Origin of the sequence: Flavobacterium limnophilum, from assembly GCF_027111315.2 — a bacterium.
Taxonomy (GTDB): Bacteria; Bacteroidota; Bacteroidia; order Flavobacteriales; family Flavobacteriaceae; genus Flavobacterium; species Flavobacterium limnophilum.
The window spans coordinates 2040255-2065610 of record NZ_CP114289.2 but is presented as its reverse complement, the minus strand read 5'-3'; the positions used below and the strand labels follow the sequence as shown (position 1 = coordinate 2065610).

Here is a 25356-nt window from a genome sequence, read left to right as displayed (position 1 = left end):
TCTCCCGATCCGGCTTCCTAACCACCTTATTTTCTCCGTTTGCACAGCCACTTCAAGAAGAAGGAAACCACGAAACTGGCAGTGGCACCCACCGCCGCCAAGAGAATGGTTCTGGCGATATCCTCCGAAAGAAGTTGCGGGGCGATGCTCAACAGGGTACCCGAGGTGGTGCCCATGCGGAGCGACAAATTAGGCTCCATCGCTTCCTGTAGGGGACTCGGGCAAGTCTTGCCCAGTAGGGGTGACGGCCTCCTCGTCAACGGTCATTTGGCTCACGGCCGAAAGAACCCCGCCCGCAACCGCCACATAACCGGCCACCGAGACCACCGCTGCGGGCAAAACCAGCGGTGCCGCCAATATAGTGCCGCTAAGGGACAACAACCCCAAACCAATGTTTCTCAAAACCCGAAAAAATCGGGGAGTGGGGGCTTTGAATCGATCTATTATTTTCATAATTATTAAATTTTTTTAAATGGTTATATGCAATGCTTTTTTAACTCCTAAAAACGAGGCTTTAGCCAACTGAAAACAGATAACTGCCAACTGCCAACTGACCACTGACCACTGATCACTGACCACTGAAAACTGACCACTGCCAACTAAATCCCCCTCTAGCGGGAGCTTACAATCAACACGACACTTTCTTGGCGTTCCAAAGCCGCATAAACCAACGCTTTAAGTCGGTTGAATGCCTTTCTGGATTGCAACCCCAATCCGGGGCTGGAAAGTGTACTTACCGGGGCGATGCAGCCTTTCAACTCTTTCAGGGCATTATTGGCGGGATGAAACAAAATCAATTTTCTTTCCGCTACACCAACAACTTCCAGATGCCATTGAAATTTCAGGCTGTAGCGCTTTTTCAAAAAATACTTCCCTTCCGGAATGCAGGAAATCCTGTTGCGGTTGCCCATCCAAGGTAGCTCAATGCTGTGACAAACAAATTGCCCCCCGCATTCAAGAATTCCATTAGTCCCGTCAGGGAAGTAAGTTCTAATCAACAGCAGTTCCATAAGCTCAAAGACGTCCAACTTCAGACTTCCAACTTCAGACTTCCATCTCCCATCTCCCGTCTTCCATCTTCCATCTCCCGTCTTAATACTTAATACTTAATACTTAATACTTCGTACCTCGTACTTCGTACCTCGTACTTCGTACCTCGTACTTCGTACCTCGTACTTCGTACCTCGTACTTCGTACCTCGTACTTCGTACCTCGTACTTCGTACCTCGTACTTCGTACCTCGTACTTCGTACCTCGTACTTCGTACCTCGTACTTCGTACCTCGTACTTCGTACCTCGTACTTCGTACCTCGTACTTCGTACCTCGTACTTCGTACCTCGTACTTCGTACCTCGTACTTCGTACCTCGTACTTCGTACCTCGTACTTCGTACCTCGTACTTCGTACCTCGTACTTCGTACCTCGTACTTCGTACCTCGTACTTCGTACCTCGTACTTCGTACCTCGTACTTCGTACCTCGTACTTCGTACCTCGTACTTCGTACCTCGTACTTCGTACCTCGTACTTCGTACCTCGTACTTCGTACTTCGTACCTCGTACTTCGTACTTCGTACCTCGTACTTCGTACCTCGTACCTCGTACTTCATACCTCGTACCTCGTCCTACGCTCCTCCATCCACCTTAACCAAGGCCAAAGGATTATAAGTCCCATTCTTCAAAGGATACATCTGGCCGTTGACTTCTTGGTAAAACTCGACACCCAACGCCAAAAACAGGGGTTTGCTGCTGTTGGGAGTGACGGCATTTACTTGGCTGATGGCAACGGTGGCCAAGCCATCCCAAGGAAGAATGTCGCTTTCGCTGTGGGCTTCCACAAAAGTCCCGGCTTCAAAATCCACCTCGACACCTCCCGAAATAATTTTGTAATGCGTAGTGCCAATTGGGGCAGCAAGCATATTTTGGGGAACAAACGAATCGATGTCAACCGAAATGTTGCCAGTGATGCGGTCGATAGTGCCCACAAAAGGAGCAAACAAACTGCCGTCCAGTTTGCCCCTGATGTTGAATTCAAAGCCGCTGAGCAATTCCGCTTCGCCGTCAATCACGTTGCGCAAGCCTCTCAAACTCGTCACGTCCGCCTGGATGACTTTGGTCATCGCCTGCGTAAGGCGGCTCACCATTCGGCCGTCGGCTGAATTCAGCAACGAAGCACGCAAGGCCGTTCTCAACAGCTTTCCGGCTTTTCCGGCTCGGCCAAACTCCGAATTGTTTTCTCTGGTTCTCTGGAAAGCGGGATCGGTGGCAATTCTTTTGGGGTCGATGCCCCCTTTTTCTCGAACCATGTAACCGTCCTGCGATTTGTAAAAGGTAATATCCCCGATAGTACCTTTAATTTTGATTATGCCTTTTAACTTTGCCATAATTTCTAAAATTTTAAATGAATAAATAGGTTAAATTTCCATCAATCGTGATTCGTGTTGCAACAGCTTTGGATTGAATTCAAAGCAAATATCCAACTTAAATGCTTTGTTTTGAAGGAGACGTTCATTGACCTGTGCAACAATGACATAAATGGCACAAAAAGACACAAATGGCACTCAAAAACCAATGAAAATATTTAGTATTTTTACACTAAAGAAATCAAAAAAGACGCTTGGGAGTGAAGCCTACTCAAAGCCCACTCAAAGCCTACTCAAAGCCATAGATAGTATATGAAAAAAGAAACCAAAAGATTGTGCATCTACCCAAAGGATATACAGCGCATTACCGGAAAAAGTTACCGCCAAAGCATCAGAATGATGCAAAACATCAGGAAAGAGCTCAACAAACTCCAAAACGAGTTCGTCAGCGTCGAGGAATTCTGCCAATACACCAGCCTCAAACAGGAACAGGTCGAATCCCTGATTATATAGCTTGGCAATACAACCCCGCCACCACAGTCATTGCGAGCGGAACCCAGTGTAGCTCGGCTGTCATTGCGAGGAACGCGGCAATCTCTCCACCGCAATCATCCTCAAACCCACCGTCATTGCGAGCGAAACGCAGTGTAGCGCGGCAACCTGTTGCCTCCCCCACAGTCGTCCCCATCATCATCATTGCGAGGAGGAACGACGCGGCAATCTCTCCACTAAATGGTATTCATCCCTCTTTCTTGTCCCCCCTTTAGGGGGCTAGGGGGTCAACCGACAACCCACAACTCACAATGCACATTCCGTCTATAATTTTGAAGAATACGTCCATCTTTTAACGATGCATTAGTTATAATTTTAGCATTGAATTAAATGAAGATTTATTGCGCTCGAGGATATAATGGTTTTTTATCGATAAGTTAGTTAAGTTAGTTTTGTTTAGACGGGGAGATTACAGGGTTAATCTCCCTTGTTTAAATCAAATAACAACTGCCAATTTGGGGTTATGCCGTTTAGATTGAGATACTGTCAGTTCGAGCGCAGTCGAGAACATCGCTTTAGCTTCGCAAAATGGCTTTTGTCGGTTCAAGTGCAATATCATTAAGTTAAGAATTCAAATGACCTTGGAAAGGTTAAATGTTTATAGTTAGTTTAGTTAGGTGAAACGGGGAGATGTATGGAAGATATAATCTCCCTATTTTTTGCTCCGGTTTTTGGGGATAAAGGGGCTTGTTTTTAATAGCAATAATGGGAAAAGAACGGTTTAACGCTTAGCCCATGTATTCCAAAATGAAGTGAAACGTCTAATCAAAACCAACGAGAGCTATGTTTCTAGCCTGCACTGAGCGAAGACGAAGTGCGTTTAAAAAATAGAAAAGGAGGTAAACAATTCATTATAATGGTTTAACATAGTCTATGTGTCCTAAAATGAAGTGAAACGTCTAATCAATACTAACGAGAGCTATGTTTCTATGCGTTTAAAAAATAAAAGTGGTAACAAAATAAGTGTCTATTATGAGAAAATTGGGTTTGGAAATGAATAAGTACAAGGTCTTGGGAAAAAGAATCCTTTTGATGCTGCTCTTCTTTGGGGCAATGGAGGCCTATTCCCAAAACAAGGAAACCACAAAAACTGCAACAGCCGTAATCGAAAGACTCGTCGGCAAACGCGCGGCAGAGTTCGACTTAAGCATTATCGAAAACAAGAACCCGGCCAATGGAGACAGCTTTGAAGTAAGGACAACAGCCAATCGAGTAAGCATTAAAGGAACCTCTAACGCAGTCCTTTGCTATGCGGCATACGCTTTTCTTAAAGACATCGGAGCCGCTTCGGTAAGCTGGGAAGGCAACAGGATAGATTTGCCCAAGACTTGGCCCAAGTATGCCAAAAAAGGTGCCACACCCTTCCAATACAGGGAATATTTGAACGCCTGTACCTTTGGCTACACCACGCCTTGGTGGGATTGGAAGCGTTGGGAACAAGAAATCGACTGGATGGCGCTGCACGGCATCAACCTGCCCACCGCTATGGAAGGGCAAGAAGCCGTTTGGCAACAATTATGGAAAGAGTATGGCCTAACCGACAGTCAATTAAAGGCGCATTTTGCGGGACCCGCCTTCCTGCCTTGGCAAAGAATGGGCAACATCAACAGTCTGGAAGGCCCCTTGCCGCAAGAATGGATCGCTAAAAAGGCGGCGGTTCAGAAAAACATCCTGCAACGAATGAGGGCATTGGGAATGCACCCCGTTGTTCCTGCTTTCAGTGGCTATGTACCCAAAGCATTTGCCGAAAAACATCCCGAATCCAAAATTACCGAATTAAATTCTTGGTCTGGAGGTGGTTTCAAAAGCACTTATTTATTGGATTCCAAAGACCCTTTGTTCAAGGAAATTGGAAAACGATTCATCGAAATCTACACCCAATGGTACGGTCATTCCGATTTCTATCTGGCGGATTCCTTCAACGAAATAACGCCACCCGTTTCAAAAGAACACAAAAACGAGGAACTATCCGATTATGGAAGCGCCATATTCCAAACCATCGATGTAGCCGCTCCGGGAGCAACTTGGGTGATGCAAGGCTGGCTCTTTGGCGACAATAAAGAGTTTTGGACGAAAGAAGCCACCCAAGCGTTTCTGTCCAAAGTGCCCAACAACCGTTTGATGGTGCAAGACTATGCCAACGACAGGTACAAAGTATGGGAAAACCAGGAAGCCTTTTACGGCAAACAATGGACGTATGGTTATGTACACAATTACGGCGGATCGAACCCGGTCTATGGTGATTTGAATTACTACAAAAAGGAACTTGCTTACGTATTGAAAAACACCAACAAAGGCAATCTAGTAGGCTATGGAGTTATGCCGGAAGGACTAAACAATAATTCGATAGTTTATGAGTATATTTATGATCTCCCTTGGACACAAGGAAAGGAACCGGTCAACGATTGGTTGCAACGTTATTTGAAAGCCAGATACGGCAATAAAATTTCACCTCCTGTTTTTCAGGCTTGGCAATTGTTGGTGGAATCGATCTACAGCACCAAATATTGGGAAACCCGTTGGTGGGACAGCAGGGCGGGAGCTTACATGTTTTTCAAAAGACCTACCTTGAAAATAACGGAATTCAAGGGCAATCCCGGTGACAAGAAAAAGTTGGAACAAGCCATAAACATTTTGAAAAAGGAAGCCAAAAACTTCGATAAAAACAGCCTTTACCAACATGATTTGAGGGATGCTTCAAGACACTATTATTCCCTTTGCATCGACGAGATGTTGATGGAATGCGTGGCCGCTTACGAATCGAAAGACATACCAAAAGCGGATGCCTTGTTCCAAAAAATAGAACAACAGGCCTTGGATACAGACGACATCATTTCAGGACAGCCTTTGAACCGCTTGAATCATTGGCTGCAATCGGCTTGGGATTACGGAAGTACTGCCGAGGATTCAAAATTGTATTTAAAAAATGCCAAAACCCTCATCACCCTTTGGGGAGGAGAAGGCCATTTGAATGATTATGCCTCAAGGGCCTGGAGCGGAATGTACAAGGAGTTCTATTGGCCAAGATGGAAAATGTTTCTGCAGGCATTAAAAGAATCCAAAATCAACAACAAACCATTCGACGAAGAGAAGGAAAGAGAATCCATAAAACAATGGGAATTAAAATGGTGTGAAAGCCAAGAGATGTTTGAAAAGTAGCAGGGCGTGCCAATACTTTTAATTAGAGTCTTCCAATTATTGAATCTTTCAAAATATAAAATGATAACACATAGAAGCATAGAAAAAGTCTTGGTTTAGTATAACCCTATGCATTCTAAAAAGAAGTGAAACGTCTAATCAAAACTAACGAGAGTTATGTTTCTATGCGTTTAAAAAATAGAAAAGGAGGTAAACAATTCATTAAAATGGTTTAACACATAGTCTATGCGTCCTAAAATGAAGTGAAACGTCTAATCAAAACTAACGAGGGTTATGTTTCTATGCGTTTAAAAAATAGAAAAGGAGGTAAACAATTCATTAAAATGGTTTAACACATAGTCTATGCGTCCTAAAATGAAGTGAAACGTCTAATCAAAACTAACGAGAGCTATGTTTCTATGCGTTTAAAAAATAGAAAAGGAGGTAAACAATTCATTATAATGGTTTAACACATAGTCTATGCGTCCTAAAATGAAGTGAAACGTCTAATCAAAACTAACGAGAGCTATGTTTCTATGCGTTTAAAAAATAGAAAAGGAGGTAAACAATTCATTATAATGGTTTAACACATAGTCTATGCGTCCTAAAATGAAGTGAAACGTCTAATCAAAATTAACGAGAGCTATGTTTCTATGCGTTTAAAAAAGAATATAAATCAATTACAACCAACAAATTAATAGTTTAACCAAAAAATAAAAGCAATGTTAAAAAGCAGTATAGACAAAGCAACCAGTTTTGAAAAGCGGTTCGAAAATATCGGCACCGTTGTCTATGAAAACTCGGTGGTGGCTTCCCAATCGGTGGCACAGGAAATTGCGAGTTTAATAAAGGAAAAACAAGCCCAAAACCAGCCGTGTATCTTGGGTTTGGCTACAGGTTCCAGTCCAAAAAGTTTGTATGCCGAGCTGGTTCGTCTTCACAAAGAAGAAGGATTGAGTTTCAAGAATGTGGTATCCTTCAACTTGGATGAATATTACCCAATGGAACCGGACTCCATCAATAGTTACGTGAGGTTCATGAAAGAACTGTTGTTCAATCATGTAGATATCTTGCCGGAAAACATCCACATTCCCGACGGTACTTTGTCGAAAAATGAAATAGGGGACTACTGTGACAATTACGAAGCCAAGATTGAAGCGGCGGGAGGAATCGACCTGCAAATCCTGGGTATTGGAGGAAACGGCCATATCGGATTCAATGAATCGGGTTCCTTGCAAAACTCTAAAACGCGGTTGGTGGCCTTGGATCACATTACGCGCGTGGCGGCCAGCAATGACTTTTCGGGACTGAACAATACGCCAAGAACCGCCATTACTTTGGGAGTCAAAAAGATTATGGAGGCCAAACGGGTGATACTGATGGCTTGGGGCGAAGGAAAATCAAACATCATCAAGGCTTCCGTGGAAGGGCCTGTGACCAATCAAGTACCGGCCTCTTTTTTGCAGGAACGCAGCAATACCACTTTTGTCTTGGACAAGTCGGCGGCTTCCAAATTGACCCGCATCAACACGCCTTGGTTGGTCGAAAAAGTGAGTTGGACGGACACTCTTATCCGAAAAGCGGTCTTGGGCTTGGCCCTGCATCTAAAAAAACCAATCTTGATGTTGACCGATGCCGATTATATCGAGAATGGAATGAGTGATTTACTAGCCGATTTAGGGCCAGCTTACGACATCAACATCAAAATTTTCAATAAATTACAAAATACCATCACAGGCTGGCCAGGAGGTAAACCCAATGCCGACGATAGCAAACGAACAGAAAGAGCGGAACCAGCCAAGAAACGAGTGCTTATTTTTAGTCCCCATCCCGATGATGATATTATAAGTATGGGAGGCACATTCAAACGCTTGCAGGAACAAGGACACGAAGTACACGTGGGGTATCAAACCTCTGGAAACATTGCCGTAGCCGATGATGAAGCCTTGCGATTCGCCAGTTTTGTATGCGATTACAACACCAAGTTCGGTATCGAAAGCAGGGAAGCCGACAACATTTACACCAAGGCGGCACAGTTTCTCCAAAACAAGAAAAACAGTGAAGTCGATATCCCTGAAGTACGCTACATCAAAGGCTTGATTCGAAAAGGGGAAGCGGAATCCACTTGTTATTTCGTGGGATTGCCTGATAGCCAAATCCATTTTATGGAACTTCCTTTTTATGAAACAGGTACTATCAAGAAAAAACCTTTGGGCGAAGTAGACATTCAAATCACAATGGATTTGATCGCTAAAATCAAGCCCCACCAAATCTATGCGGCAGGGGATTTGGCAGATCCACACGGAACCCATAAAACTTGTTTGGATATCGTTTTTGAAGCAGTCAAAAGATTGAAACACGAAAAGTACATGGACGATTGCTGGGTATGGTTGTACAGAGGAGCTTGGCAAGAATGGGGAATGGATGAAATTGAAATGGCCGTGCCCATGGGACCCGACCAAGTACTGGAAAAAAGAAAGGCCATTTTCAAACACCAATCCCAAAAAGACGGAGTGGTTTTTCAAGGAGCCGACAGCAGGGAATTTTGGCAACGTGCCGAAGACAGAAATAGGGAAACTGCCGACTTATACCATCAATTGGGACTCTCCCATTATGCCGCAATGGAAGCTTTTGTGAGATGGATTTATTAATTTTACTATATCGTTGTAGAAATTAGGGTCTTGGATGCCCCGTTTTCATTGGGGGTATTAAAAACATCCATATTTCTGAATAACTTGTCCATTCCTTGACAAATCTTTACCGCTAAATTCGCTTTACTATTAACCAATTAACTAATAAATACAATATGGAAAAACTTAAATTTCTATTATTAGCCTTTTTTATAGGCTTCTCAATTAATTCTTGGGCGCAAAACACACAGGTATCGGGTGTGGTTTTGGATGAGCAAGGGATGCCTTTGCCGGGAGCCAACGTACTTGAAAGTGGCACTAAAAATGGTGTCGAGACAGATTTTGATGGAAAATTTAAAATAGCGCTTTCCAATAAAAATGCCGTATTGCTAGTTTCATTTGTCGGCTATGTGGAACAACGTGTTAAAGTGGATGGATCAAAAACCAATTATACCATTAAATTGGCTTCTAGCGCAACTACTCTAGAGCAAGTTGTGGTGGTGGGGTATGGAAAAGGATCTCGTAAAAACCTGACTACCGCCGTTGCTTCCGTAAAAGCGGACCAATTGAATAATGGGGTAATCAGCGATGTGGGGCAATTGCTTCAAGGTAAAGTGGCGGGGTTGAATGTTTCAACCAGTGGCGACCCAACCAAAGGTTCTTCGGTGGTTTTGCGTGGGGCTTCAACATTAAACAGTTCTCAAGGGCCATTTTATGTGGTGGATGGTATTCCGGGTGTCGATATTTCCATCATTGCACCGGAGGATATTGTAACCATTGATGTGTTGAAAGATGCAGCTGCAACGGCTATTTATGGTAATCGTGCCGCAAATGGAGTTATTATGGTAACCACAAAAAGAGGAAGTAAAGACAAAACCCAAATCAGTTACAGCAATTATTTTGGTTTTGAGGAAGTTTCAAACACGCTTGACATGATGAATTCAGACCAGTTGAGGGCATTCACCGTTAAAAACAATTTGAATTTCACCCCTGAAAACGATAAAGGGGCAGATACGGATTGGCAAAAAGAAATTCTTAGAGATGGGGGTGCTGTTTCAAGCAGCCACAACCTTTCGATGAGTGGCGGTGGGGAACATGGCAATTATTTCGCGAGTGTGACGGCCATCAATAAAGAAGGGGTTCTTTTGAGCAGCAAGTTTTCAAGAGTAATTGCGCATTTGGCAATAGAACAATATGCCATTGACGATAAAGTTAAATTTGGTTTGAACGTGACCAATTCGAATAGTGTGTACAACAATGTGCCGCAACGTAACACGGCACTTTTGCAGTCAGTGAACCACCTTCCGGTTTCTCCGGTAAGAAATCCTGATGGATCCTATTTTGAAAACTTCATTCAAACCGGTTATTTTAACCCGGTTGCCTTGATTAATCACGGTGACGACGATACGAAAACCAATAATTTTGTGGGTAGCTTTACCACCGAAGTAAAATTGCCTTTTGGATTTTCCTATAACTTGAATCTTTCCTACCAACAATTGAATTCATTGCACGGAGAGTTTTATGACAGTTATTATCAAAAATACAACAGTGCCAATTTCTACAATAATCCAGACCCACCTCAAGTGCACTCTTTGATGAATTTTGGCGTGAACGGTTCGGCATTGAGAAATTCCTACCAAAATACCAATAGCATTATTGAAAGCTTTTTGAATTGGGACCAGACTTTTGGCGAGCACAAAATCAAGGCTGTTATTGGGTATTCATGGCAAGAAGATGTATTGGGTGATGGATTCCAGGCCACAAACACTAATTTTCCTGTGGATGACGTGAGCTACAACAATCTAGCTTTGGGTAACTACGGTTCGGTTTCAGGTTATAGAGTTGATTTTGGCGATAGCAAGGCGTATCAGAAAAAACGTTTGATTTCTCAATTTGCACGTGTAAACTACAATTACAAGGACAAATACCTTTTGCAAGGATCAATTAGGAGAGATGGTGGTTCCGTATTTGGTACAAACAATCAATGGGGGTATTTTCCTTCCGTGGGTGGTGCATGGAGAATTGACAAAGAAGGTTTCATGCAAAACCAAAAGATTTTCACCGATTTGAAATTCCGTGCCAGTTATGGAGAAACAGGTAACTCATCTGGATTCAACGCTTATACGGCTCAATTTATCTCGGGAAGTTTGGGTACATTCTATTATAACGGACAACAAATGGGGGCTTACGGACCAAACCAGGCAGCCAACCCGGATTTGAATTGGGAAAAAACAGCCACCACAAATTTAGGTGTTGATTTTACGGTATTAAAAGGGGTATTGTCTGGTTCTGTTGATGTGTATGACAAGAAAACTACCGACATGATTTTTAATTATGCGGTAAATCCAGTGCTTGTGCCGGTAGGAAATATTGTAGCCAATGGTGGCAGTATGTCAAACCGTGGAATTGAAATTGCCTTGAATGCCACTCCTGTGAAAACCAAGAATTTTAGTTGGTCAACCAATTTGAATTATTCCCACAACGAGAATGTTATCACCAAATTGAAAAACCCCTATTTTATCGGTGGAGATTCAATTAGGAGAGTGCAGCCTGATGGTGGTGGACAAACAGGAAGCACCTTGCAAATTTTCAAGGAAGGAAAACCTCTTGGACAATTCTTCACGTTGCAATATGCAGGAAAAAATGCAGCAGGTGTTTCCCAATATGTTGCCAAAGATGGTAGTTTAACTACTAACCCGGCTATTGGTGTTGATTACCATTATGCAGGTAGTGCACAGCCTAAATTTATGATGGGTTGGGATAATAATTTCACTTACAAAAAGTTTGATTTGAACATCTTTTTCCGTGGCGTATTTGGCAATAAAATTTTCAATGCCACTCGTGCCGATTTATTCAGGCCTAGTACGGCAATGTCAAACAATATTCTGGTAGATGCGGCAAATGAATCACCAAATGACCTTAATGCGTATAAATATTCAACGCGTTTTATAGAAGATGGCAGTTACATTAGATTGGACAATATGACTTTTGGTTATGACTTTGGTAAAGTGGGTAAATACATCAAGAAAATACGTATTTACGAAACCATAAACAACTTGTTTGTGATTACCAAGTATTCTGGAATTGATCCAGAAGTGGAACAAGGAGGAACGGCTCCAGGGGTTGATTCTAATAACTTTTATCCAAAAACCAGAACCTTTTTGTTTGGTTTGAACGTGATATTCTAAAAATTAAATTGTAAATACTATGAAAAAAATATCAAAATATTTAGGCCTTCCAGTACTTATGGTTGGTTTGTTATGGTCCTGTGAAAATCTGGATGTGCCTATTACGACACAACTCACGCCAGATGTGTTCCCGCAGAATTCAGCACAATATATTCAACAATCTGGTGCTGTATATGCTGCTTTCCGTGGAGATTTCGCATTTTCCTGGTGGTGGTCACAGTCTCTGACTACCGATGAAGCTATTCTGCCTGCACGTGGAGGAAACTGGTTTGACAACAGAGGGTATGCTTGCCAACACTATCATGATTGGACTCCAGATAATGGTGTTGGTCCTTGGGGTTGGGCAGAAGCTGTTATCGGGACGAGCAATCAAACCATTTCAATTTTAGATAAAGCAATGCCAAGTGGTTCAGAAAAAGCAACAATGATTTCTGAATTAAAAACGATGCGTGCCATTTCTTATTTTATGTTGATGGATTCTTATGGAGGTGTTCCGCTAGACACTGTATATGGTGAATTTAGTTCAAAACCCAGATCAAGCAGAATTGAAGTTTTCAATTTCATCGAGAAAGAACTGAAAAAAGCCATTCCTAATTTAAATCCTGCAACTGGTATAACAACTTATGGCAGACCGAATAAACAAACAGCAAATGCCTTGTTGGCCAAAATGTATTTGAATGCCGAGGTTTATACGGGAACCCAACGTTACAATGATTGTGTGGCCGCTTGTGATGCCGTAATTAGTTCAGGATTGTATGCTGTTGAGCCTAGAAGTACTTATCTTCAAATGTTTTATCCAAATAATGGCCCTGCAATGAAAGAATTTATTTTTGCAGTACCTTTTGACCCTGCAGCTACCACCGTTGGATTCAATGGACAAATGTATCATTCCCGTTATGATGTTCCGCGTTCTGAAAGAGCCAAGTTTGGACTTCCGTTTACGCCAAGTGCGCCTCGAAGTACCTTGCCTGAATTTTATGCCAATTTCGACGATGCGAATGATATTCGCAACAAACAATGGTTGACCGGCTTGCAATTCATGAATGACGGTGTTACTCCTGTAAGGGTTACAACAACCAAAAAAGGCTATGACCAGTTTTATGCAGGATCAGATGGAGGTGCGACTTATACCTATCAGGTTGACTTGACACCAAACATTGTTCTTCGTCAGAATGCTGCTTTGTTTGACTGTGGCAATGATGAAATTGCATGGAATATGGGGTACAGAAATATCAAGTTTTATCCAGACGCTACTTCAACAAGTCGTAACCAAAATAATGATGTGCCCTTTTTGCGCTATTCAGATGTTCTCTTGATGAAAGCCGAGGCTATTCTTCGTGGAGGAAATGCCACTTTGGGTCACACCGCACTTTCATTGGTAAACATGGTTCGTGCCAATCGTACTACTTCTGCTGCATGGACCAGTGTAAGTTTGGAGGATATTTATAAAGAAAGATGCCGCGAATTTGCTTGGGAAGCATGGCATAGAAACGACATGATTCGATATGGTAAATACGAAGGTCAATGGGGATTCAAAACCAATGCGGAGACCTACCGTCGTATTTTTCCAATTCCAACTTATGCCAAGGCTTTAAATCCAACTTTAACCCAGAACCCTGGTTATCCACAATAAAAATAATCTAAAAGCAAATTGCAATTAGGTTTTAATTTTATAAAAAGGAGAGGAGATTAATTTTCTTCTCCTTTTTTTCATAAAGAATATATTCTGGAATTCCTCAAGTTCCGTAACAGCCACACATTGTAACATGAATAGAATGATTAAACTAGACAAAATTCATAAAATGGGAAAAATAGGAATATGCTTTCTCCTTGTTTTTTTGGTATCATGTAAAACCGGAAAAACCGCGTCTATTGATGAGGTACAATTAGTGGACAAGGTCTATCCTTTGCTGGATACCGAAAATTCGCGTTGGTTTTTCTTCTCCTCCGCAAACCGTCCATTCGGCATGACGAGTTTGAGTCCAGACACGGAAATAAAAGGCGATTGGGGAGGTGGCTACAAATACACGACAGATACCGTAAAAGGCTTCAGTCATGTGCATGAATGGCAAATGTCCGGGCTTTCCGTGATGCCGGTAACTATTTCTGAAGAGTCCAAGAAAAATATATTTAAAGACTTTTATTCTAAATTCAGTCACGAAACCGAAAAAATAACTCCTGGATATCATTCTCTAATACTTGAAAGATACCAAATAACCACGGAATTGACCAGTACCAAAAGAGTGGGTTTTCATAGATATGCATTTCCAGAAAATGCCCAAAAAGCCATCCTTTTTAATCTCAATACCATTTTGGGGCCTTGCGACAATACAAATGGAACTCTAGAAAAAAACAACGATTATGAACTTTCCGGGACATTGGTAATGACTCCAAATTTTAGACGCCCAAAACCAGTGACAGTATTTTTTAAAATCAAGATGAATGTGCCAACAACATCAATTGAACAAGATAAAAGCACAGGAAATTATTTGGTCACTTTAGGTCAATCAACTAAAAAAGTATTGATGAAAGTCGGTATTTCTTATACATCGGTCGAAAACGCCAACATTAATATTCAACAAGAATTGCCCCATTGGGATTTTGACAAAGTAATTGCAGAATCGAGAACCGAATGGAACAGTTTGTTGGGGAGAATTAAAGTAGAAGGCGGAACAGCAACCGATCAAAGAAGATTTTACACAGACTTATGGCACGCTTTGCAAGGACGAAAAATAATCAGTGATGCCAATGGTGCTTATCCAGACAATACGGGAAAAAACTTCAGGATTGGACAATTGCCGCTGGATACAAATGGAAAACCAAAATTCAACCACTACAATTCGGATGCTTTTTGGGGAGCCCAGTGGACGATTAACACGCTTTGGGGACTCGTTTATCCCGAAATAATGGAGGAATTTGTACATTCGTTAATGCAATATTATAAAGATGGTGGGATGATTCCTCGTGGCCCTTCGGGAGGGAATTATACTTTTGTGATGACCGGGGCTTCATCAACGCCTTTTATTGTCAGTGCCATCCAAAAAGGCTTGGTAAAAGACGATTTGGAATCCATTTACACGGCTCTCAAAAAGAACCACATGCTCAACGGCATTATGGGAAAAGCGGGTTATGAACACGATACCAACATTGGCGGAGGATTGAAATATTATATGGAAAAAGGCTATGTTCCTTATCCAATTCCTGAAGGAAATAAATTTGGAAGCCATCAAGATGGTGCCAGCCAGACTTTGGAATATGCTTATCAGGACTGGACTTTGGCACAATTGGCCAAGAAATTGAATCATCAAGACGATTACGACTATTTTAGGACTCGATCCAAAAATTATCAAAATGTTTTTGACCAAACAATAGGCTGGATGCGTCCCAAGAATGTTGACGATAAATGGCTCGAAAATTTCGATCCGTATCAATACGAAAATGGTTTTATAGAGTCGAATGGTGCGCAATCCACTTGGTTTGTGCCACACGACATCGACGGTTTGGCAGCATTGATGGGAGGAAAAGAAAAAGCGGCGGCAAAATTGAACACCCAATTTGAAGCTGCCCAAAAGTTGAAATTCACTTCAGGAAACTCGCACGATGCCGAATTGCATCCCGAATACAGTCGGATTCCAATTAATTTTGGAAACCAGCCTTCAATTCAAACCTCCAATATTTTCAACCTGTTGGGAAGACCGGATTTGACCCAGTATTGGACAAGAAATGTGGTAAAAGAAACCTTTAGCGGATTATCGACCAACACCGGTTACAATGGTGATGAAGACCAAGGTTTGATGGGAAGCTTGAACGTTCTGCTTAAAATTGGGTTGTTTCAAATGAACGGAGGAACAGATGAAAATCCGGTGTACCAAATAGGCAGCCCGATATTCAATGAAGTTTCCATTCAACTGAATCCAAAATATTATCCGGGTAAAAAGTTCGTCATTAAAGCGCTTAACAATAGTGCAGATAACGTTTATGTCAATGCCATAAACTTCAACAAGAAAGCCGTGAAAAAGTTTAACATTTCTCATGACGAGATTACAAATGGCGGCGAATTAATTTTGGAAATGTCCAATAAACCAACGCAATAATACTTTATTTTTGAACTAATTAACGACAAAAAACAAACCAATTCAAAGCATAAAAGAAAATGAAATTGAATACTAAAATGATACTTTTTTTAGGGACATCGTTATTCTTTGCGACAACGATCAATGCCCAAAACCAGTTGCATAATTACGTGGATCCAATGATTGGTTCGGAAGGTGACGGAAGAGTGTTTATTGGTCCTTCCTGTCCTTACGGGATGGTAAAACCAAGTCCGGATTGCACGGTGAGACCCAATAGTGGCTGGTTGCCTTTACCAACGGAAGTTACGGGATTCAGCCAAGTTCACGTCAGCGGAACGGGCGGTGGTCCCAAATACGGGAACATCCAAATCATGCCTTTTTCCGGAGCCTTGGATAAATTGGACCAAGCTGCATTTAGAGAAGAAGAACAGGTGAAACTGGGTTATTATGAAACTGTTTTCAAAGGAAGCCGGATCAAAACCGAAATAACGACAGCCGAGAAAGTTTCGTTTTATCGCATTACATATCCAAAAAATGCGTCCAAAGAATTGAAAATTGACCCGGGATTTTTCTTGGGAGAACAACCAGAACCCGATGGAAGGGAGGCACAACAATTTGTGGGTTCCCAAATCGAAATTGTTTCCGATACCGAAGTGAGAGGCTACAGCCGAATTCGAGGCGGTTGGAACAACGGTCGTGCCTATACGGTTTATTTTTGGGCTGTTTTCGACCAACCCATTGCCAAATATGTTACATGGAAAGACGGTAAATTCTACGCCAATGAATCGGCTCAATTTGATTCCGGGAAAAAAACGGCTGCCTTGCTTTCTTTTGGAAAAGATGGAAAACAAGAGTTGAACGTAAAAATTGGAATCTCCTTTTTGAGTGAATTAAAAGCCAAAAACAATATTCAAGTGGAAATTCCGCATTGGAATTTTAATGCCGTTTTATCGGCTTTGGAAAACAAATGGGAGCAATTGTTGGGTCGCATCAAACTTTCGCCCGACACTTCTGACGAGTACAAAAAAATGTTTTACACGGGCTTGTACCACACGATGATAATGCCGGTAAACCGAACAGGAGAAAATCCTTTATGGACGAATAATGAACCCTATTACGATGATTTTTATTGTATTTGGGACACTTTCAGAACATCCAGCCCTTTGATTACGTTGATTGATTCCAAGCGACAAGTGGAAATTGTCAACGCTATGTTGAACATTTACAAACGGGAAGGTTATTTGCCGGAAGGTAGAAGCGGCAACGACAATGGTCGAACTCAAGGTGGTTCAAATGCCGAAACCGTTATTGCCGATGCCTTTGTAAAAAACTTGAAAGGAATTGATTATGAATTGGCATTGAAAGCCATGCTTAAAGATGCCGAAGTTCCTCCGGGAGGCAATGAAGAGCGAGAAGGCAGGGGCGGATTGTTGGATTATTTGCGATTGGGTTATGTTCCTTATGGCACAGACCGCGCAGGAAATCGCACCGTTGATTATGCGTACAACGATTATAATATTGCCACCGTTGCCAAAGGATTGAATCATCTGGATATTTATAATAGATACATCAAACAAGCCGATAATTGGAAAAATTTATGGCGAGCCGATTATGAAAATAATGGCACGAAAGGTTTTATTATGCCTAAAGATGCTTCCGGAAAATGGTTGGATGATGTTCCTTTTGGGGAATCAAAAATTCAAAAGCCTTCCTTTAGATTTACTCCAACAATTACGGAATCGCCTTGGTATGTGTGCCATTGGTGCGTGTTTTTCTATGAAGGAACTTCTTGGGAATATTCGTTGAGTATTCCGCACGATTTACCCGAAGTGGTTCGTAGATTAGGTGGCGATTTGGCTTTCCAAAAAAGATTGGACACTTTTTTTGACAACAAATTGTATGATGTATCGAATGAGCCTTCTTTTTTGGCACCCACGATGTATCATTGGATTGGAAAACCGTATTTGAGTAGTGACCGAATCAAGGGAATCATTAAAGAGAATTTCAATACTTCTCGGGCAGGTTTGCCGGGCAATGACGATTCGGGGGCGATGTCCTCTTGGTTGGCTTTCCACATGATGGGGTTGTATCCCAATGCTGGACAGCCCTATTATTTATTAAATACGCCGTTAATCAAGGAAACCACTTTGCAGTTGGAAGACGGAAAAAGTTTCAAGATTACGGCCAAAAATTTAAGCGATAAAAACAAGTATGTCAAATCGGCTTTGTTGAACGGGAAACTGTATAACCAAGCTTGGATTTTGCACGAAGACCTCGTTAAAGGTGGCGAATTGATATTGGAAATGGATTCAAAACCTTCGGCTTGGGGAACTACTATTTTACCACCAACAAAATAAGCATAGATGAAAAATACAATTATAACAATCGTTTTTTGTTCCCTTTTTCAATTGGCGACAGCGCAAGGTTTTATTCCCACAATCAAAAATAATACGGCATTGAATTATGTCTGTAAATTACACGGGCAAACCAGAACCTTGACTTTGACCTCCAAAATAACTAATGATAATCTGGTTTTGGATTTAGAAACCCGAGGCGTAAAAAGCAGCATTGTAATTATGCCCGAAGCATTGAAAAACGGCAATGCCTTAAGTTTTAACCAAGGAGAATTTGCGCCTGTTTTGGCGTTGAAACCAACGGAAACTTATTTCATGATTTCACAATCGGCCTACCAAGAGTTGCTGAAAAACAAGAAGTTTGTTTATAATAATACCACCTATGTTTTAGATGAAAATGCGGATAAAAACAGTTTTGCATTGGACGGAAAACCAGTTGATACATTGCACGTGGTGGCGCAGATAGATGAAACCGAAATGTGGATCGTGAAAAATGCGGATTACCCATTAATTTGTAAAATGACCAAAAATCCATTGGGAATAAATTTTACACTTGTAAAAATTGAGGACAAGTAAATGCTATGTCATTTTCATTAACGAACTGAAACCAAGAGTATGAAAAATCAAATGAGTCGTGGAAAATTTATCAGACTAGGAGGACTGACATTAGCGGGAGCTTTGGTCAGTGATTTTGCTTTGGCAAATGATTTTTTTTCAAACAATAGTCAGCCAAAAATAGATGTTCAATTGATGAAAAGTCTCCTTTTGAACAATGATGCCAAAGTGAAAAGTCTTTTGAATAAAGGAATGTTAAATTCTACAATCAGAATCAGTAATTTTCGACCATTGGCAGGAGCCATAACCGTGATGACTGCTTCGATTTCGCACTCGGAATCGGTATATTACAAGTCCAAAGTTGTAGCTGAGCAATTGAATCAGTTAATGGATGTAATGTTGAAGGAGCAATATCCCGATGGTACATTGGATGCCGGAGGAAACCGTCAATCACCTCCAGATACCGCCTTTATTTTGGAATATATTTGCCCTGCAGCGGCAGTGTTGAATCTGGAAAAACAGAAAGATTTAGATGGTTTAAGGGATAAATTCAAAACCTTTATTGTCAATGCAGGAGAAGCTATGGTAACCGGAGGCGTGCATACACCCAATCACCGATGGGTGGTTAGTGCGGCTTTGGCCAACATCAATTCCCTGTATCCGGATGCCAAATATGTTCGAAGAATTGAACAATGGCTGGCTGAAGGAATTTATATCGATGCCGATGGACATTATTCGGAAAGAAGTGGTGTTTACTCAGGGGTTATCGACAAAGCATTGATTACTATGGCAAAGTTGCTGAACAAACCGGAATTATTGGATATCGTTCAAAAAAACCTGACTGCCTATTATTATCACACAGAACCCAACGGCGATTTGGTTACCCTTGATTCCAGAAGGCAGGATCAATTCATGGACATCAACGTTTCGAAATATTATTTGCAATACCGTTATATGGCCATTCATACCGGCAATCCAATCTTTGTTTATATGGCTAAATTGATCGAAAATCTTCCTGATTTCACTACCGATACACTATCGGGTTCGTTGTTGTTTTTTATGGAAAACAGAGAACTTCAGCAGCCACTTCCGGCTGTCGCCAATGTGGAGCATAATTATGAGAAGTTTTTTGCATTATCGAATTTGGCCAGAATAAGGCGCGATAAAACTGCCATAACACTTTTTGGTGGTAATGATAAACCGGTAATGATTGTTTCCGGCAGATCGTCCAATCCCAACTTTTTGACGTATCGAAAGGGCGAGGCAATATTGAAATACATGCGTCTTTCGACTTCGTTTTTCAGGTTGGGCTATTTCAGTGCTGACGGCATGGTTAAAGAAGGAAATAAATACATTTTGATAGAAACCAAGGAAGGGGATTATTACCAGCCTCTAGCGCCAGAATTCCGCAAAGCCGATGCCGATTATACCTTGTCGCCTTCACAGGATGGACGATTTTGGAATAAAATGGAATTTGGTTCCCGAACAAAAAGCAATGTAAAAACACAAATTACCGTGATTGAAGTTACTGAAAATAATGGTTCTTTAGATATAGATTTTAAAGTGGATGGCCCACCCAATGTTGAAGTGACCATAGAAATGTGTTTTAAAGAAGGAAGTACGATAACGGGTGCCGAAAAGGACGAAAAAGGTAATTATTTTTTGAATTCGGGACTGGGTCAATTGGCTATGGGAGCAGATACCATTCAGTTTGGACCTGGAAAGGTGGAACATCGCAGCATAAATAATTTGGACAGCGAAGAATATACCTATCATCAAGGAACTTTGCGCACTGATGGAGTGCACGTTTACATTACGGGATTCACGCCTTTTCATCACAAAATGACGATTTCTTAATAATGCAAGAATTCTTCCAGCATTGCAGAAAGTTTACTTAATTTTACGGAAAATTAAGTTTAATCAATAAATAATTGAAATTATGAAATTATCATTTATGGCTGCTTTGCTGTTTTGTTGTACTTGTTTTGGACAAAATAATACAGACACCAGTTTGTACATGAAGGCCGAAAAAATAAGTTATTTGACTGATATTGGTTCAGAATCGGGTGATTTGTACTCCGTAATTGGGCATCATGGACCAGCAGTCGAAAACCAATGGATGGCATTGAGAATCTATTTTAGCGATAAAGTGGCCATCGACGTTTACAATAAAGCAAAACAAGGGTTGGAGTTGAAACAAGCCCATTGGTATCCAACACCGGAACAACAAAAAGAAGGATGGGGAGCAGATTATTATAAAGTTGGAGCTACGGTAGGTTTGGGCGGTGTACGCCTTTGGGACGGAGCAAAAGTGGTTCCGTTGAATCCAGTAACCAATCGTTTGGCTCGTGTTGGAAAAACAGATACGACTTCATGGATGGAAATGATTTCCAAAGGAGTTTCCTACAAAGGAAAAAAAGTGGACATCATGGTTCGTGTAACCGTGTTTTCCGACAAAAGAGAGGCTAAAGTGGAAGCTTTTAGTTTAAGTGGAGAAAAAGTCCAGTTTGTTACGGGAGTGAATTATTTTAAAGGTTTCGAAACCAAAAAAGGAGCGAATTATATCGCCGTTTGGGGGAAACATCCTGAAGACGTGGCTGCCGAGATTATTGAAGTGGGCGCGGCCATAAGATATAATCCTAAAGATTACGTGAAAAATTCCGATGATGGAAAACAGTATTTATTGATCTCAAAACCAACAAAACACTTGGCGACCGAAATAGTGTCGGCTTGTGCCAGGGAAACTGAAATAAATACTTTGGATAAATTGGAAGCTTACATCAAATAAGGCAAAAAATGGCGCTTTATTTTTTGTAGGATTTTGAAATACTGAAAAGCAAAAAATAGTGCACAGATGAAACGAATTTTAAGGGATTGAAAGTTGAAAATCAATTTTTTATTTAATCAATCGGTGTCATCTGTGTACTCTTTTTTTGCTTTTTTTTAGGTGAAAATGATTGAATTAATTGATTTACTTTGTTGATTGTTAGATTTTTGTGTTAAAAATGATTTAATTTAAATGTTATTGAAATGCAATGTTGAAAATAAATCCGAAACTGATTTTTACTGCTTTATTAATGAGTCTTTTTTTGTTTGGTTTTGAAAGCCAAGCACAAAAAACTACCAAAAACCCAAAGGAGTTTTTAATTACGAATTATGGAGCAAAAGCAGACGGCAAAACCGTCAATACGATAGCCATTCAAAAAGCAATTGATGCCGCTTTTAAAAATAAAGGGGGACAAGTAATTTTTCCAAAAGGCCGTTTTTTGTCCGGCAGCATTGTAATGAAGAGCAACGTGGGCCTGTATTTTGAAGAAGAAGCGGTCTTGTTGGGAAGCACCAATCCCAAGGATTATTCGAATATGGCTTTTGTCGGCAGACCAATTTCACCCAAAGCCGACGACAATTCACAAATGGCTTTAATTTTGGCCAATAAAGCAAACAACATCGCCATTAAGGGAAAAGGAACGATTGACGGACAAGGTTTGCAATTGGCGTTGAATATCGACAGTCTTCATCACGCCGGCGTTGCCATAGATCCAAAATACAACCTTCGTAGAAACAGGCCCAATGAAACGATGAGACCCAAATTGTTTCGCTTCTCGCAATGTGATTCCGTTTTAATCGAAGGTTTGAAAGTAGGGGAAGCTTCCTGTTGGGGTTTGTCTTTCGAGTTGTGTTCTAATCTTACTCTGGATAAGTTGACCATCGTCAATCGCTCGTATTGGAACAATGACGGCATAGACATCACGGATTGCAAGAATGTGAAGGTGGTCAATTGCGACATCAACGCTGCCGATGACGGTATTTGCTTGAAATCATACTATCCGGGATATTCCAACGATTCGATTTATATTGCCAATTGTACCATTAAATCCAGTGCCAGTGCGATAAAATTTGGCACAGCTTCCTTTGGTGGATTCAAAAATGTTGTCATCAAGGACATCAAGGTTTACGACACGTTTCGATCGGCTATTGCCATAGAATCCGTTGACGGTGCGATTATAGAAAATATTGATGTTTCGAACATCGATGCCGTAAATACTGGGAATGCCATTTTTATTCGCTTGGGACAACGAAGCGGTGACAAACCCGGAAGCATCAAAAATCTGAGTATCAAAAATATAAATGTGCAAGTGCCTTTTGGGCGACCGGATATAAATTACGATTTAAGAGGGCCGGAAGTCGATTTTTTCCACAATCCATTTCCATCGTCAATTGTTGGGATTCCAGGATACAAAATAGAAAATGTAAGTCTTGAAAACATTACTATTTCGTATCCTGGTAGAGCCACTAAAGGAATGGCGTATATTCCGTTAAGCCGCTTGAATCAAGTGCCGGAAGCCGCAAAAGACTATCCAGAATTTTCGATGTTTGGGGAATTGCCGGCTTATGGTTTTTATGTGCGACACGTCAATGGAATTAGTTTCAAAAACATCAAAATTACTTTAGACGATACTGATTTCAGGCCTGCCTTTGTTTTTGATGATGTTCAAAATTTGAAAATGACACAAATTGATTTACCAAAAGAGAAAAGCAGTCAAGTCGTTTTAAAAGCGGTGACTTCATCAACTTTGGATGAAGAATTAGTAAATCAAAAATTAAAAATCCAGAATAAATAATTTAGAAAAATAAAGTTATATGTCAAGAATATCGGGTTTTATACTGCTACTGCTTTTTTTATCTGCTTGTAAATCGATACAGCAAACAGATCAAAAAAAGGTACAAATTGCTTTTATTGCCGATGTTCATTTACAGGATATTTTTGGGAAATTTCAAGACAATAAGTACCAAGGAATCAAAAATCCGGTAACGGGTGAATATGCCAATATCCGAACGATGAATTCGCAATTGCATTCCACCCGAATTTTCAACGAAAACTATTTTGCCTTTATTGAAGCTTTAAACGACATTTCAAAAAGAGGAATCAAACAAGTGGTGCTTCCGGGCGATTTTAGCGATGACGGACAACCTATTCACGTCAGGGGATTGCGAAAAATATTGGACGAATACACCAAAAAACACGGAATGTCTTTTTTCGTGACAACAGGAAATCACGACGTGGTAAGACCTTTTTCCCAAGAAGCCGCCAAAACCGATTTTTTGGGCAAGGACGGAAAAGAACAAATTATCAGCAGTTCAAAAACCAACTCGGACGAACACGAATTGGAACCCATCATCACTTCCGACATCAAAAACTGGGGTTATAAAGAAACCTTGAATGAAATGGCTGGTTTCGGTTTCTTTCCCCAAAAAAGCTATTTGTATTGGGAAACTCCTTTTTCAAGTTATGGGTACGAAAGCTATAATTTTGATCTGGCTTTGGCAGAATCTGCATTACAAAAAAGAATTTACAGTCTTAAAAATACCAATTTATCCCTTCCAGACGCCAGTTATTTGGTTGAACCCATCAAGGGAATTTGGCTTTTGGCGATAGATGCGAATGCCTATGTTCCCAACGAAAAGTTGTCGGGTTTGATTGATAATCCCCACGATTTTTCTGGAGCCAGCATTGGATACAACAACGTGTTTTTGTATAAAAATCATTTGATCAATTGGGTCAGAAAAGTCGCGGCGGAAGCGAAACAAAAAGGAAAAATATTGATAGCCTTCAGCCATTACCCAATGGTCGATTTTAATGATGATGCCTCACCGGAAATGAAATTGTTGTTTGGTTCCAATAAAATGCAACTCGAAAGAGTGCCCAACGAAGAGGTGGCCCAAACATTTGCCGATGCGGGCATCCAAATCCATTTTGGCGGACACATGCACATCAACGATACGGGAGTGCGAACAACGGCAAAAGGCAATACCTTGTTCAATATCCAAACACCTTCGTTGGCGGCCTATAAACCGGCTTATAAAATACTGACCATTCATTCCAATTCAGAAGTGGAGATAGAAACGGTCGTGGTTAGTTCGGTTCCAAAGTTCAGCAGTTTGTTTCCTTTTTATGAAGAAGAATATGCCCATTTGCAAAACATAAAAAGTCAAAGTATTTGGAACAAAGATATTCTGAAAGCCAAAGATTATGAGGATTTCACGCTTTGGCATTTGAAAGAATTAGTGCGGCTTCGATTTTTGCCCGAAGATTTTCCCGTTGCGTTTTTGGCTTCCATCTTAAAACTTTCCGGCAAGGATTTATTGCAAATCAACAAGAATAATTTAGAAATTGAAGCAGCCTTATCATCCAATAATTTGACCATTCACGATTTTGAATCCTGGACTGGTTTTGACATGATTTTCGACTTTTACAGATTGAAAAACGCCGATGAATTGGCCTTACCGGAAATAGGCAACAATAGATTGAAACAATACCAAATAGTTTGCGAACAACTCGAAAAATCAGGCAATGCACAATTTGTTTTATGGGCAAAAATAGTCCAAAAAACAATGAAAGGACAACCTTCAAATCATTTTAAAATCAACTTGAATACAAACCAAATAGACCGAATAAATCCTTGATGGAGTTAAGTTTATTGGTTTAAAAACAGTAAATTGCATC

General features: G+C 40.9%; 13 protein-coding genes. 11 read left to right on the top strand and 2 right to left on the bottom strand.

Annotated elements, in window-relative coordinates:
- Window positions 1–611: 611 nt before the first annotated feature.
- Entirely contained in the window at window positions 612–1010 is a 399-nt protein-coding gene (locus OZP13_RS08390) for a DUF5675 family protein (RefSeq protein WP_269243646.1), read from the bottom strand.
- Window positions 1011–1623: 613 nt separating this feature from the next.
- On the bottom strand, window positions 1624–2382 hold the full coding sequence (locus OZP13_RS08385) for a hypothetical protein (RefSeq protein ID WP_269243462.1): 759 nt from the start codon (window positions 2380–2382) through the stop codon (window positions 1624–1626).
- Window positions 2383–3885: 1503 nt separating this feature from the next.
- Between OZP13_RS08385 and OZP13_RS08380 the strand changes: the two genes are divergently transcribed.
- The 11 genes from OZP13_RS08380 (at window position 3886) to OZP13_RS08330 (ending at window position 25316) form a co-directional block, all read left to right on the top strand.
- Window positions 3886–6072 carry an alpha-N-acetylglucosaminidase gene (locus OZP13_RS08380; RefSeq protein ID WP_281299327.1) on the top strand — a complete coding sequence of 729 codons (2187 nt, stop codon included), beginning with the start codon at window positions 3886–3888 and terminating at the stop codon, window positions 6070–6072.
- A 701-nt stretch (window positions 6073–6773) separates the two neighbouring features.
- The gene (gene nagB / locus OZP13_RS08375; RefSeq protein WP_281299326.1) at window positions 6774–8702 is read left to right on the top strand and encodes a glucosamine-6-phosphate deaminase; all 1929 of its coding nucleotides are present in this window, start codon (window positions 6774–6776) and stop codon (window positions 8700–8702) included.
- 155 nt (window positions 8703–8857) lie between these two features.
- Entirely contained in the window at window positions 8858–11869 is a 3012-nt protein-coding gene (locus OZP13_RS08370; protein ID WP_281299325.1) for a SusC/RagA family TonB-linked outer membrane protein, read from the top strand.
- Window positions 11870–11888: 19 nt separating this feature from the next.
- Window positions 11889–13502, top strand: coding sequence for a RagB/SusD family nutrient uptake outer membrane protein (locus OZP13_RS08365; RefSeq protein ID WP_281299324.1), 1614 nt, complete (start codon window positions 11889–11891; stop codon window positions 13500–13502).
- 142 nt (window positions 13503–13644) lie between these two features.
- Window positions 13645–15963 carry a GH92 family glycosyl hydrolase gene (locus OZP13_RS08360; RefSeq protein WP_281299323.1) on the top strand — a complete coding sequence of 773 codons (2319 nt, stop codon included), beginning with the start codon at window positions 13645–13647 and terminating at the stop codon, window positions 15961–15963.
- Window positions 15964–16040: 77 nt separating this feature from the next.
- Window positions 16041–18299 (top strand): GH92 family glycosyl hydrolase, encoded by a 2259-nt coding sequence (locus OZP13_RS08355; protein ID WP_281299322.1) that lies wholly within the window; start codon window positions 16041–16043, stop codon window positions 18297–18299.
- Window positions 18300–18305: 6 nt separating this feature from the next.
- A complete protein-coding gene (locus tag OZP13_RS08350; RefSeq protein ID WP_281299321.1) occupies window positions 18306–18872 on the top strand; it encodes a hypothetical protein in 567 nt (188 codons plus the stop codon).
- 39 nt (window positions 18873–18911) lie between these two features.
- Window positions 18912–20708 carry a hypothetical protein gene (locus OZP13_RS08345; RefSeq protein WP_281299320.1) on the top strand — a complete coding sequence of 599 codons (1797 nt, stop codon included), beginning with the start codon at window positions 18912–18914 and terminating at the stop codon, window positions 20706–20708.
- Between the two features lie 82 nt (window positions 20709–20790).
- Window positions 20791–21639: a DUF4861 family protein gene (locus OZP13_RS08340; protein ID WP_281299319.1), complete on the top strand. Its 849-nt coding sequence runs from the start codon at window positions 20791–20793 to the stop codon at window positions 21637–21639.
- Window positions 21640–21886: 247 nt separating this feature from the next.
- Window positions 21887–23473, top strand: a complete 1587-nt coding sequence (locus OZP13_RS08335) for a glycoside hydrolase family 28 protein (protein WP_281299318.1) — start codon at window positions 21887–21889, stop codon at window positions 23471–23473.
- Between the two features lie 19 nt (window positions 23474–23492).
- The gene (locus OZP13_RS08330; protein ID WP_281299317.1) at window positions 23493–25316 is read left to right on the top strand and encodes a metallophosphoesterase family protein; all 1824 of its coding nucleotides are present in this window, start codon (window positions 23493–23495) and stop codon (window positions 25314–25316) included.
- Window positions 25317–25356 lie beyond the last annotated feature (40 nt).

Bases quoted from the DNA above. Each gene is read 5' to 3' on its own strand.
- OZP13_RS08390 (WP_269243646.1), bottom strand. From the start codon at position 1,010: ATGGAACTGCTGTTGATTAGAACTTACTTCCCTGACGGGACTAATGGA.
- OZP13_RS08385 (WP_269243462.1), bottom strand. From the start codon at position 2,382: ATGGCAAAGTTAAAAGGCATAATCAAAATTAAAGGTACTATCGGGGAT.
- OZP13_RS08380 (WP_281299327.1), top strand. From the start codon at position 3,886: ATGAGAAAATTGGGTTTGGAAATGAATAAGTACAAGGTCTTGGGAAAA.
- nagB (WP_281299326.1), top strand. From the start codon at position 6,774: ATGTTAAAAAGCAGTATAGACAAAGCAACCAGTTTTGAAAAGCGGTTC.
- OZP13_RS08370 (WP_281299325.1), top strand. From the start codon at position 8,858: ATGGAAAAACTTAAATTTCTATTATTAGCCTTTTTTATAGGCTTCTCA.
- OZP13_RS08365 (WP_281299324.1), top strand. From the start codon at position 11,889: ATGAAAAAAATATCAAAATATTTAGGCCTTCCAGTACTTATGGTTGGT.
- OZP13_RS08360 (WP_281299323.1), top strand. From the start codon at position 13,645: ATGATTAAACTAGACAAAATTCATAAAATGGGAAAAATAGGAATATGC.
- OZP13_RS08355 (WP_281299322.1), top strand. From the start codon at position 16,041: ATGATACTTTTTTTAGGGACATCGTTATTCTTTGCGACAACGATCAAT.
- OZP13_RS08350 (WP_281299321.1), top strand. From the start codon at position 18,306: ATGAAAAATACAATTATAACAATCGTTTTTTGTTCCCTTTTTCAATTG.
- OZP13_RS08345 (WP_281299320.1), top strand. From the start codon at position 18,912: ATGAAAAATCAAATGAGTCGTGGAAAATTTATCAGACTAGGAGGACTG.
- OZP13_RS08340 (WP_281299319.1), top strand. From the start codon at position 20,791: ATGAAATTATCATTTATGGCTGCTTTGCTGTTTTGTTGTACTTGTTTT.
- OZP13_RS08335 (WP_281299318.1), top strand. From the start codon at position 21,887: ATGTTGAAAATAAATCCGAAACTGATTTTTACTGCTTTATTAATGAGT.
- OZP13_RS08330 (WP_281299317.1), top strand. From the start codon at position 23,493: ATGTCAAGAATATCGGGTTTTATACTGCTACTGCTTTTTTTATCTGCT.